The organism is Corynebacterium sp. LK10, from assembly GCF_008042455.1.
GTDB lineage: Bacteria > Actinomycetota > Actinomycetes > Mycobacteriales > Mycobacteriaceae > Corynebacterium > Corynebacterium jeikeium_D.
On sequence record NZ_NOVT01000018.1, the window covers coordinates 52,993 to 64,865 of the forward strand.

Annotated in this window: 12 protein-coding genes; 5 read left to right on the top strand and 7 right to left on the bottom strand. The window is 57.2% G+C overall.

All coding sequences use genetic code 11. The annotated features are described in order from the left end of the window. Positions 1–32: 32 nt before the first annotated feature. From CHU70_RS07545 to CHU70_RS07555, 3 genes are all read right to left on the bottom strand, one after another. Positions 33–467, bottom strand: a complete 435-nt coding sequence (locus CHU70_RS07545) for an OsmC family protein (protein WP_049190829.1) — start codon at positions 465–467, stop codon at positions 33–35. Positions 468–1,045: 578 nt separating this feature from the next. Beyond that, on the bottom strand, positions 1,046–1,312 hold the full coding sequence (gene rpsT, locus CHU70_RS07550; protein ID WP_016422323.1) for a 30S ribosomal protein S20: 267 nt from the start codon (positions 1,310–1,312) through the stop codon (positions 1,046–1,048). A 272-nt stretch (positions 1,313–1,584) separates the two neighbouring features. Then, positions 1,585–2,199, bottom strand: a complete 615-nt coding sequence (locus CHU70_RS07555) for a type II toxin-antitoxin system PemK/MazF family toxin (protein ID WP_069359618.1) — start codon at positions 2,197–2,199, stop codon at positions 1,585–1,587. Positions 2,200–2,361: 162 nt separating this feature from the next. Between CHU70_RS07555 and lepA the strand changes: the two genes are divergently transcribed. From lepA to CHU70_RS07575, 4 genes are all read left to right on the top strand, one after another. Further along, entirely contained in the window at positions 2,362–4,209 is a 1,848-nt protein-coding gene (gene lepA, locus CHU70_RS07560; protein ID WP_147719133.1) for a translation elongation factor 4, read from the top strand. Positions 4,210–4,221: 12 nt separating this feature from the next. Further along, positions 4,222–5,238, top strand: a complete 1,017-nt coding sequence (locus CHU70_RS07565; RefSeq protein WP_147719132.1) for an ankyrin repeat domain-containing protein — start codon at positions 4,222–4,224, stop codon at positions 5,236–5,238. A 76-nt stretch (positions 5,239–5,314) separates the two neighbouring features. Further along, the gene (locus CHU70_RS07570; RefSeq protein ID WP_126107934.1) at positions 5,315–6,898 is read left to right on the top strand and encodes a cation:proton antiporter family protein; all 1,584 of its coding nucleotides are present in this window, start codon (positions 5,315–5,317) and stop codon (positions 6,896–6,898) included. Between the two features lie 77 nt (positions 6,899–6,975). Next, complete coding sequence (locus CHU70_RS07575; protein ID WP_049172631.1) at positions 6,976–7,548, top strand: histidine phosphatase family protein; 573 nt, start codon at positions 6,976–6,978, stop codon at positions 7,546–7,548. Between the two features lie 279 nt (positions 7,549–7,827). On the opposite strand, the gene CHU70_RS07580 is transcribed toward CHU70_RS07575, so the two are convergent. Continuing rightward, positions 7,828–8,913, bottom strand: a complete 1,086-nt coding sequence (locus tag CHU70_RS07580) for a biotin/lipoate A/B protein ligase family protein (protein ID WP_147719131.1) — start codon at positions 8,911–8,913, stop codon at positions 7,828–7,830. A 32-nt stretch (positions 8,914–8,945) separates the two neighbouring features. Here CHU70_RS07580 and CHU70_RS07585 point away from each other — a divergent pair, with 32 nt between their 5' ends. Further along, the gene (locus CHU70_RS07585; protein ID WP_147719142.1) at positions 8,946–9,569 is read left to right on the top strand and encodes a cation transporter; all 624 of its coding nucleotides are present in this window, start codon (positions 8,946–8,948) and stop codon (positions 9,567–9,569) included. Between the two features lie 63 nt (positions 9,570–9,632). Here the strand turns inward: CHU70_RS07585 and nagB are convergent, their stop codons facing one another. The 3 genes from nagB to CHU70_RS07600 form a co-directional block, all read right to left on the bottom strand. After that, the gene (gene nagB, locus CHU70_RS07590) at positions 9,633–10,418 is read right to left on the bottom strand and encodes a glucosamine-6-phosphate deaminase (RefSeq protein WP_147719130.1); all 786 of its coding nucleotides are present in this window, start codon (positions 10,416–10,418) and stop codon (positions 9,633–9,635) included. Between the two features lie 161 nt (positions 10,419–10,579). Then, positions 10,580–10,891, bottom strand: coding sequence for a hypothetical protein (locus CHU70_RS07595; protein WP_070767398.1), 312 nt, complete (start codon positions 10,889–10,891; stop codon positions 10,580–10,582). An 89-nt stretch (positions 10,892–10,980) separates the two neighbouring features. Next, positions 10,981–11,769 carry a MerR family transcriptional regulator gene (locus CHU70_RS07600; protein WP_147719129.1) on the bottom strand — a complete coding sequence of 263 codons (789 nt, stop codon included), beginning with the start codon at positions 11,767–11,769 and terminating at the stop codon, positions 10,981–10,983. Between the last annotated feature and the right edge of the window lie 104 nt (positions 11,770–11,873).

The window sequence follows — 11,873 nt, forward strand, 5'->3', positions numbered from 1 at the left end:
GAGAGGCCGTGGCGAAAACCAGCGATTTTCCGCTATGCGAGTTCGAAGGACGAGGCCGCAGGGTTAGACAGCGTGTCCTGAACCGGGCAGTGGGATTCAACAAAGCCGAGGAATGCGACCAGTTCCTCCCTCGTGTTGTCTGCATCAATGTGGAAGCGGGTGTGAATCTCGGAGAAACCGATCTTTGCTTCCGGGTTTTTCCCCATGAAACCGTCTGGATCGAGCACACCGGAGCACTCAACCTTGACATCGTTGAGCTTGATGCCGTGGGCAGCGGCGAATGAGCGGACAACGATGCACTTGCAGGCGCCGAGGGCTCCGAGCAGCGCCTCGACCGGGTTCATGCCCGCGTTGGTTCCCCCGAGGTCAGTAGGCTCGTCCAAAGTGAAGCTCATGTCTCGAGAGGTCACCGTGGTTTCGAGGTTGGTTGGGGCATGCGCGACCGTTGTGAAGGTTGTCTTCGGCATGACGTTCCTTCCTGTAGAAATTGTGCTGGCGTAGTCGATTCTCGTGGATACTCAGATAATGCGCAGCAATTTTAGGGTTAATAGACAAGAAGTCTGTCAGATTCAAGACATTCCAGCAGGTCACGTTATGTAAATCGCGCTTGAATAGGGGCTCGGTTCTGCGAATACGTGTCTGGGCCTGATTCAAACCCGTTTTCCGGTCAATCCACCGGAGTCGCAACCGCATTCGCTGGCCGTGTGTTGGTGGCTGCATGTCGGTGTGCTGGAACCGAAGCGATGGAAATCAACAACCAACAGTGTGGGAGGCGGGGCCCAGGCCCTGCTCAAAGGGCTGCAAATGTGAAACTGTGTGAGTTTATGACACTTTCAAGCCATTTTTCAGGCCATTTTTGTCATAAACGTAGTCAGTAACTCGCATCGCCCCACCGCCGCCAGCCATAAACGCAGTCACTAACTCGCGTTGGGGTTAAATAATAAAAACCGCCTCCCGCCACATCCGAAATGAAATCGGAAAATAGCAGGAAGCGGTTAATTTCACGGCACAAGCGCCACAAGAACGGCACAGCGCCAAAAGGGAATTAGCCCTCCAGCTTGTTGAAAGCCTTAGCCATACCGGACTTCTTGTTAGCCGCAGTGTTGCGGTGGAAGACGCCCTTGGTGACAGCCTTGTCCAGCTTGCGGGAAGCAACGCGCAGCTGAGCCTCAGCAGCAGCCTTGTCGCCAGCCTCAACAGCAGCCTGGAACTTGCGGATCTCAGTGCGGACTGCGGAGCGGATAGCCTGGTTACGCAGGCGAGCCTTCTCGTTGGTCTTGTTGCGCTTGATCTGGGACTTGATGTTTGCCATCGTGAATACCTCTTGTATCCGTAGTAGTTGGAATTGTTACCGCCCGCCACCAAGAAAAGTCCTGATCACAGTGCAAATTTCGGGTCGAACCTCTGCTGGTCAAACTAATTAACCAGCGAGTTAAAACCGCCCACTGCGCTTATACGACGATGAAAACGCGAACCCAAGGTCCTGCCCGCGCTCGCCGCAAAGGAACGCAACGGTAAACAACTTGCAGAATTCTAGCAAACAGCGCTGCCTAATACCAGCCGCTGCCTAACTCCAGCTACTGCCTAATTCCAGCCGTAATCTCCGCGAAGTCGGGCGGCGATGAGCTCAAAGCGCCTACGGGGCATCATCGCACCTGCGCGGCGAATACCCGATTCTGGGATGAGCAAGATACGGTCCATGCGAACCCACGATGGCTTGGGGTCTTCATTCCAGAACCCGCTGCCGATAAACAGCCACTCCGGGTGCTCACTGTGCTCGCTGCGGGTGGAAATCAGCATGCCCAATAGGTACTGGTCATGGCGCCCAACCACGACCACAGCGCGCTCGCGCAGGGCAGCATTTTCACCTTCGAGCTGCAGCGGAATCCATACCACTTCGCCGGGGTCGGCCTGACCATCCATGTCGGGGCTGTAGACGATTGTGCGGGCCAACTCCGCGGTTGGGCGCGCGATGGTCACCGAATCTCGCAGTCGAAGTAGAGCCTCCTTGGACTCGTCGGAAAGCGAGGTGTCCTGAGCGAGCCCAAGTTGCGTGTTGAGCTTAAACAGTGCCTCATCGAGGGTGTCGGGGCCGCGGAACCACTCGGTACCGGCGAAAAGACGCGCGCTGATGCGATTGCGCAGGCGGCGTGGCCAGCTTTCGCGTTCATTTTTATCGGTGGACGAAGTGGAGCTCATGGAATCTAAGTCTAGAGGTTTAGTGCGGAGGGAATCGATAGGTAAGATTGTGCGTGATTGTATTTAAGCCCGGCTGGTCGGTTTTCGAGGCCGGCGCATATGGGTCGGCCAACGCCGCGCCCCAATGCCCATAACGTCTTTATTTTTCGGAGTAGACCCAACGTGACCAAGAATTTTGCGGAGCAGACTTTTACGGACCCCTCACGGATTCGAAATTTCTGCATTATTGCGCACATTGACCACGGTAAGTCCACCCTGGCGGACCGAATTCTGCAGCTCTCGGGTGTTGTGGAGGCGCGCGACATGCGCGATCAGTACCTCGACAATATGGATATTGAGCGCGAACGCGGCATCACTATTAAGGCCCAGAACGTGCGCCTGCCGTGGGTTCCGAGCACAGGTCAGCACGCGGGGGAAGAGATTGTCCTGCACCTGATTGATACGCCTGGTCACGTTGACTTCACCTACGAGGTCTCGCGTGCGCTAGAGGCGTGTGAAGGCGCGATTCTGCTTGTCGACGCCGCTCAGGGCATCGAAGCGCAGACGCTGGCCAATCTGTACTTGGCCATGGAAAATGACCTGGAGATCATCCCAGTTCTGAACAAAATTGACCTGCCGGCCGCGGATCCGGATAAGTACGCGGAGGAAATCGCGCACATTATCGGTTGCGAGCCGGAAGATGTCATGCGTGTTTCGGGCAAGACCGGTGAGGGCGTTGCGGAGATGCTCGACCGAGTCTGTGAGCTCGTCCCGGCACCGGTCGGCGATCCGGAGGCGCCTGCTCGTGCGCTGATTTTTGACTCGGTCTACGACACCTACCGTGGTGTGGTCACGTACATCCGTGTTGTTGATGGGCAGCTCAAGCCGCGTGAAGTCATTCAAATGATGTCCACCGGCACCAAGCACGAGCTGTTGGAAATCGGCATTGTTTCGCCGCAACCGAAGAAGTGTAAGGGACTTGGCGTCGGCGAGGTCGGTTATCTCATCACTGGTGTGAAGGACGTCCGTCAGTCCAAGGTCGGTGATACCGTCACGCTGAACGCAACGCCGGCGGAGGAGCCGCTGGAGGGCTACGCAGAGCCAAAGCCGATGGTCTACTCAGGTCTGTTCCCAATCTCTCAGCAGGACTATCCTGACCTGCGTGATGCGTTGGAAAAGCTCCAGCTTAACGACGCTTCGTTGACATTCGAACCGGAGACTTCGGTTGCCCTCGGGTTTGGTTTCCGCGGTGGCTTCTTGGGCTTGCTGCACATGGAGATTACCCGTGCCCGCCTCGAGCGCGAGTTCGACCTGGATTTGATTTCGACGGCTCCGAACGTTGTCTACCGCGTTGTCATTGAGGACGGCACCGAGGTCACTGTTCACAATCCGAGTGACTGGCCGGAGGGCAAGCTCCGCGAAATTTACGAGCCGATGGTCAAGTGCACCATCGTTGTGCCGAGTGAATTCGTTGGCCCCACCATGGAGCTGTGTCAGCAGAAGCGCGGTGAGATGGGCGGTATGGACTACCTGTCGGAAGACCGCGTGGAGCTGCGCTACAAGATGCCACTGGGCGAGATTATCTTCGACTTCTTCGACATGCTGAAGTCCCGCACCAGGGGTTATGCTTCGCTGAACTACGAAGATGCCGGTGAGCAGATTGCGGATTTGGTCAAGGTGGACATCCTCCTGCAGGGAGAGGCCGTCGATGCGTTCTCCGCTATCGTCCACCGCGACAATGCGCAGTGGTACGGCAACAAGATGACCAAGAAGCTGCGCGAGCTAATCCCTCGCCAGCAGTTCGAGGTCCCAGTCCAGGCTGCAATCGGTTCGAAGATTATCGCCCGCGAGAACATTCGTGCACTGCGCAAGGACGTCCTTGCCAAGTGTTACGGCGGCGACATCTCTCGTAAGCGCAAGCTGTTGGAGAAGCAGAAGGCCGGTAAGAAGCGCATGAAGAACATCGGTTCGGTCTCGGTGCCGCAGGAGGCATTCGTGGCTGCGCTGTCCACGGACGAGGGCGGTAAGTAAAGGGGAAACTACATGCCACGGAAGCGGAAGAAATTGGTCGAAGACTTCGAAGAGCTGCTCGAAGCCGGTGACATGGATGCGCTGAAAGCCGTCTATGACACCTGCGCACTCAATGCGGTTTTCGGATACAGCAAAGACACTGCACTAGCGCTCCGTGGCACCCCGCCGGAGCTCATGCGCTGGCTAATCGATCAGGGCCTCGACGTCAACACCGAGAACCGCTTCGGCAGGACTGCTCTGGCTGAGCATGCGTACTTTGGCGATATCGACAAGATGAAGCTCCTGCTCGACTGCGGTGCAGACATCGAAGCCGGCACGTATCCGCCGCTTTTCATGGCAGCGAAGAGCCATCAGCCCGACGCCATTAGATTTCTGGTCGATCATGGCGCTGACCTTCACCGCGAGAACCGCCTCGGTCATGGTCGAACGGCATTTAAGCAGGCCATTGCCGGAGCCGATACCGATGCAGTCCGGCGAGTCCTAGAAAGCATCGAGGTGCTCCTGGAAGCTGGCTCGGAAATCGACAACGAAGCCCGCGAAGAGTTCACCAAGTTCGGTCGCCGCTACAACCGCATGTCAGACAAGGCGCGCGAGGCTTACCAGCCTGTCATGGATTGCCTCTACGAACGCATCGGTGCGGAACGTCCGGACGTGATTACGCCTCACGACGGCCACAGTGACATCATTGTCCCCGCAGACAAGTCGACCAATGGCCAGTTTAAATACCTCTGGAACTACCTGGTGCCGGGTGGTGGCGCAGCCGCGACTGTGCAGGGCGAAGTTATTCGCATCGTTGGCCGGCTCGGGTACGAGTCCCTGGAGATGGGCTACGTCAACTGGGACGAAGACTTTGTCAAGATGGCCGACTTCTGGCTGGAGACGGTTGGGGCTGCCGAGGATGCAATGACCGTCGTGACGCAGCGCAAAGCCGGTGAGGTAGACATTGATGCGCTGACGGAGGCGGCGGTCGCGTGGGTTGCGGAGCACCCGCAGCCGATTGCGTTGGGCGAGGTCCCGTACCGGCGCTAGCCCCGGTTAGGTGTTAAAAATCTGTTAATGGTTGGCCACTGCATCAATCGGTAGTGTCAGCCGTTATCTTTGATGAGTGGAATCCGTATACCTAACAGCAATACTGTTTTCGATTATCGGCGGACTCGGTGCTTCTTTGCTTCGGCTGCCGCCGCTGATTGGTTTCCTTGGGGCCGGTTTTGCCGTTCATGCAATGGGGCTTGAGGAAATCCCGTTTATTGATTCGCTGGCCGAGCTCGGTGTTACCACCTTGCTGTTCACGATTGGTCTGAAGCTAAATCCGAAGGATATCGTGGCGCCGCGAGTGGTCTTTTCAGGGTTGGGCCACGCATTTTTAAACACGGTAGTTTTTGCCGTCCTATTCGGTGTCGCCAGTTTCCTGCCGCTGCGTGAACTCACGGGACTGTCGGTGACCGCGCTAATTTACATCGGCATCGCGACTTCATTTTCGTCGACGGTGTTTGTGATGAGCCACTTGGAGGAGCAGAACCGCGGTGCTTCGGCCATCGGACGCATCGCGATTGGTGTGCTCATTCTGCAGGACATCATTGCGGTCGGCGTGCTGGTGGCATCGTCGGGTAAGACCCCGGAGCTGTGGGCGCTGGCGCTTCCGCTATTGTTCTTCATTCGCCCGCTGGCAGCGCGGCTTCCCAACCGCATGTTCCGCACTGAGCTGCTGGTTCTCACCGGTATCGGCATTGCGGTTGCCTCGTATTCGGCATTTGAGTTGGCAGGGTTGTCCGGCTCGCTGGGGTCCCTGGTCGCCGGTATTCTGCTGTCCTCGCACCCAATTTCTGACCGTCTGTCGGAAGCTCTGATTAGTATCCGCGAGCTGCTGCTGGTCGCGTTCTTTATCCAAATTGGCCTCGGTGGTCTGCCAAGTGCTGGCGGCTACGTTATCGCCGCGATTATGGTCCTGTTCCTGGTGTTCAAGGTCACTATCTTCATCGGGATCCTCAAGCGCACCGGACTGTCCCTGCGCACTAGCGCGTTGGCGGGCCTGACGCTGAGTAACTACTCGGAGTTCGGTCTCATTGTCATGGCTGCGGCGACGCAACAGGACATTCTGCCCGATGAGTGGACCTCGATCATGGCGGTCGCCGTGGCGGGTAGCTTCATTGCCAGCTCGCTGATGGTCCCGCATGAGGACAAGCTGGTCAGCTTCCTGCAGAAGTTCGTCCCAGAAACCCCAGAGGACCGCCTGGTCCCAGAAGAGGCAACGGTCATTATTGATAACGCTGATGCCCTCATCATGGGTATGGGGCGCGTCGGCGTCGGTGTCTACGGCAGGTTGGTTAATGAGTACGGCATGAACGTCTTCGGCGTTGACTTCGATGAGGATCGCATCGAAGAGCTGCGTGAGCAGGGCTACCAGGTTATCCCGGGTGATGTGACAGACCCAGAGCTGTGGCACCACATCGAGTTGGAGAAGAAACCAGCGCTGTACGTGTTGGCGCTGTCTGAGCACGCTGAGACCTACGCGATGATTCAGAACATCCGTAAGCAGGACACCGAAGCCGTGGTTGCTACCACCACTAAGGTGCAGAGGTTTAAGGATCAGCTTCTCAACGTTGGTGCCGACATGGCCGTCTACCTTTATGACGGTGCTGGCGAGGAGCTTGCCGACCGCGCAGTGGAAACACTTAAGCAGCGTTCGTAGCCGGATCCGTGACCCCGTGATGGGCTAGCAGGGCTGCCACGGCTAACCGCACTTTCAGATAAGCCTAAGCTGGAACTATGACTGATTTATATCTCGTGCGGCACGGCGAAACTGAGTGGTCGCGCACTGGACAGCACACATCGGTAACTGATCTTCCTCTGACTGACAACGGTCGGGAAGAAGCCGAGGCCCTGAACGGCTGGCTGGATCCGAAGGACTTTGGGCTAGTGCTGGCATCACCCCGCCAGCGTGCCCAAGAGACCGCTCGATTGGCAGGATTCCACGACTTCGAAGTCGAAGAGGATCTCGCGGAATGGTTCTACGGCGACTACGAGGGGATTACCTCGAAGGAAGTGCAGAAGACTGTTCCCGACTGGCAGATTTGGACTCACGGTGTGCCCAATGGCGAAACCGCGGAAGAAGTCCGCAAGCGCGTTGAACGTGTAGTCAAAAGGGTTCGTGAATCGGGTGAAGACAAGGCGATTCTATTCGCCCACGGTCACTCGCTGCGTGCGCTCACTACGGCCTGGTTGGAACTGCCCATTGAACTTGGCCAGTCCTTCCCATTGAATACTGCGTCCCTGTCAGTGCTTGGTCGCTACCATGACCGGCCTGCGGTTCTGCGCTGGAACCTCTCGCGGGGGCTGTAGCGGCGTTGTGGCCGGTGCCTCAGTGAATTCGCCGACGCTATTCAAGCTCTGTAGTGGGCGCCCGTGAATCACAATTCCGGTGCCTTCGATATCGGGGAGACCACCACGGCGGTGTTGTTACGGCGCGCGCCGAACCCTTCACCAGGTTTTGGTGCATATTCGCAGGATAGGACCCAATTGCACGCTCGCCGCCCACGTCGACTCTCCTTTGTTTAATTGTCTCTTTTAGTTAACTCCTTTTCCCGACCAGCTGTCGTATACAAGTAAGCAGTGCGACGTTTAGGGGACTCGGTGAGTCCAGCTCTCCGTGCCGTATTTGGTGTCAATAAGATGCTGCGCCGCAGCGAAGTCCTCGTCGGAAAGCGATGCCTCGGTGGCGCCGTAGCGGTTGATGAATGTCTGCTTCATCGTGTCAATGACTTCCGCGCGGCTGGCACCGGTCTGGCGACGGAGCGGATCGACGCGCTTCTTCGCGCTGCGCAGGCCCTTATCGGCAATCTTGGCCTTGCCAATGCGCAGGACTTCCATCATTTTGTCGGCATCGATGTCATAACTCATGGTGACGTGGTGGAGCACTGTCGAACCACGGCGCTTCTGTGCGGCACCACCAATCTTGCCGCCATCGGAGGTGATGTCATTGATGGGGACGTACCACGCATTGACGCCGAGCTGTGCGAGTGCGGCGATGACCCAGCGGTCGAGGAACTCATAGGATTCGACGTAGCTGAGGCCGGCGACCAGCTTCTCCGGAACATAGATCGAGTAGGTGACGCAGTTGCCACCCTCCATGAACATCGCGCCACCGCCGGAGAGACGACGCACCACTTGCACATCGTGCTTCTCTACGCCCTCGGGTTCGAGTTCATTGACATAGGACTGGTAGGAACCGATGACGGTGGCACGATCATCCCAATCCCAGAAGCGCAGAGTTGGTCCGCGCTGTCCGGAATTGACTTGGTCAAGGAGGAGTTCGTCGAGGGCAACATTCATCACCGTCGGCAGGACTCCCGGCTGCAAAACCTCCCACTCCAAATCAGTGAAGTCGACAGCCTGTGTCAGTGCACGTCGAACGACCTGCGCAATGATGTGGGTATCAAAACCGTGCAGTCGCACCTCGCGACCAGACTGCTCCTCAAAATCCTTCAGCGCCGCATCGAGGCGAGCCTGTAGGCGTTCCGTATTGTCCCCGGCAGGCGCACCGAGGAGAGCGTCATTAATAATGTCGTAGGCTTCATCGGGTTCGAGGAAAAAATCGCCCGAAATGCTTATCGACGAAATAGTGTCACCGGTGGTCTCGCAGTCGGCAACAACCAATTTGCCGCCGGGAACCTTCATTTCTGAGTGGAATTTCTGCGGGTGCGTCATAGGATTCGATGGTACTCGCGCCGGGCGTTACGATGTCCTCCGTGTTTACCTCATCAACTTTGGATCAACGCGCCCGCAAAATTGTTGCGTGGGTAGCAGGCCTGAATCTTCTCGGATTCTTCATTGAATTAATTGTTGCCTCAATTATTGGTTCCGCAGCGCTGTTCGCCGACGCTGCAGACTTTCTTGAAGACTTTCTGATCAACCTGCTGGTTCTCACCGCATTGGGGTGGTCGCTGGCGAGCCGTCGTAAAGCGAGCTTCGGCCTTGCCGGGCTGATTCTGATTCCGGCGATTGCGGCGTTCGGCACCGCCATTTGGAAGATGATTAGCGGTGAGCCGCCAGAGCCACTAACGCTGTCGGTGACGGCAATTATCGCGATGGTCATCAACCTGGTCTGTGCGATTTTGCTGATGAACCTGCGCAAGGCCGACAGTGCGCTCATGCGCGGCGCGTGGTTGGCGGCGCGTAACGACGTCCTGGCGAACCTGCTCATTCTCGCCGCCGGAGTGGTCACCATTTTCTGGTTCAGCGCATGGCCGGATATCGTCGTGGGACTAGTCATCGGTGTCATTAATCTGACGGCTGCGAAGGAAGTCTACGAGCAGGCGCGCGCCGAAGACCCCGAGCTGGAGATGGATAATGATGACGACTAGTGCCGACTAGTCGTGTGCGTGGGCTGGGGAATAGTGAGGTCGGGCAGGGGAGGAGGCTGGGGCCTACTTCCACATATCCTTCTGCCACTGTGGCTTGTGGGCGTAGGTGAACTCGTAGTATTCCTTGTTCTTCAGCTCACTTGCTGCGGCCTGGTCAATGACAACCGTGGCCCGTGGGTGCAGCTGCAATACGGACGCGGGCATCGAGGCGCTCAGCGGGCCCTCGATGGAGGCGGCAATGGCATGCGCCTTTGCAAAACCTGTGGCCAGCAGCAGGAGGTGCCCCGCACGTGAAATGGTGCCAAGCCCCTGGGTGACCACGTGGTACGGCACGTCGTCCGCGGAGTCGAAGAACCGGGCGTTATCCAGCACGGTCTGCGGGTGCAGCGTCTTAATGCGGGTCAGAGAACTAAAAGAGCTGGAGGGCTCGTTAAACCCGACATGCCCATTGGTGCCGATGCCGAGCAACTGAATGTCGATGCCACCGGCCTCGATAATCTTGCGTTCGTAGTCCTCGCAGGCTGCGCCGATGTCGTCTGCGAGACCATCGGGAATATGGACACGCGCCGGGTCGACATCCACGTGATCGGAAAACTCATTGTGAATCACGTGGTAGTAGCTCTGCTCATGCTCGATGGGCAGGCCCACATACTCGTCGAGTGCGAAGAAGCTGCAGTCCTTGAAGGTGACTTCACCAGCCCGATGGCGACGAATCAGTTCTCGATACGTCGCAAGCGGGGTCGATCCTGTTGCTACACCGAGGTTTCCACCTTTGTTGGCGTAGTACGCGAGGTAGTCCGAAGCGATGTTCGCGACTTCAGCCTCAGAATCGACGATGATGATTTCCATGGTGGAACACTCCTGAAAACGAGGGCTCTTGGCAGAAATTGCAAAAGGTGCGAGACAGAGTACCAGTGACTCCACAACGCTAAGTGCTATAGCCCTATTCAGATGAGGTTAATCTGCCATGGGGTTAGACCCGTAATTGAGCCCTGTTTTTCCTGCGTAGGCTACTTCACCCAGAAGTTGCCGTCTCCGTCCTTGTAGATGATGTCGCCAGCGTGAGCGACCTGGGTGTCATTAACCTGAAGCTCAACCAAATCCAGCGTTTCGACGATTGGTTCAATGTAGACACCACCGTTAAACCAAACCTTGAAAGCATCTGCCGAAGTTGAAGAACCGGAGAAACGGTGTTCTTCATACTTGTGCACTGGTGCAAAGGGGCAGCCAATAGCCTGTGCGACAGCCGGAGAGGCAGCAACAGCGCCCAGCACAGTAGCGGCACCGATGGCGACAGCGGCGAAAGAGCGAGAGAATTTCATGAGTCAATTCTAAGCGGATTCAGGCCCGGGTGGAAAGGCCTGGATGAACGGCTGCCGCCCGCCGCCTAGCGTCACCCGCCACCTGCCACTTACCGCCACTCGGCAGTAGCCGGGTCAATGCCTTCCTTACGAGCCTGAGCTTCGATTAATTCCAGCAGGTAGCCAGCATTGCCACGGTAATACCGGTCAAACCGGGAATCAGCGACGTACATGCGTGCCAACAGAATCTGCTTTTCTCGGCCAGCCTCGTAGAAGCGGGCAATAGAGGCCAAGTGACGGTCAACTAGCTCGGCCGCCTCTTCGGAACCTGGCTCCACGTGTCGCTCGGCAGCGTCGGCAAGCGCATCGGCAAAATCCTTAGCCTCTGCCTCAAGAGCAGCCCAGTCGTTATCGTCCATTTTTTCCTGGGCCTGCTGGGACTGCTCCCACTCGGTAGTGTCGCCCCAGCGTTCCTCAGCTTCGGCTTCTAGATTCTGCCAATCGCGGCCCAAGAGCTTTGCCTTCGTCTTTGCTTCCATTGTGTGTCCTTCCTCAATCAGTTTGTCCAGAGACTGCACCATATGGTGCAGGTCAGCGATCTTCTCGGTGAGAACTGTTCGCTGTGCGAGCAAACGATCTTTCCGACTTCTCGGGGAAGAATCGTCGTGGATGAACTCCTCGATAGCCTTCAACGGCACACCAGCGGCTCGATAGACCAGAATCTCCAGCGCGGTGTCGATATCCTCATCGGTGTAGAGGCGGTAGTCGGACCACGTGCGATACTGCGGGCTGAGCAGCCCGATGGCATCCCAGTGTCGCAGCGTGCGCGTGGTAACGCCCAGGAGTTCGGCTGCCTCGCCGATGGTGTACTCGTTGTCGTTGTTGCTCACGGAAATCATCTTTCTGTTTGACGCCGCGTCAAGGTCAATACCTAACGCCGGAATCAGATGAGGAAGTTTGCTGCGGCAGCCGCAGGAATGTCGTTCCCGCGATTGCCAACCTT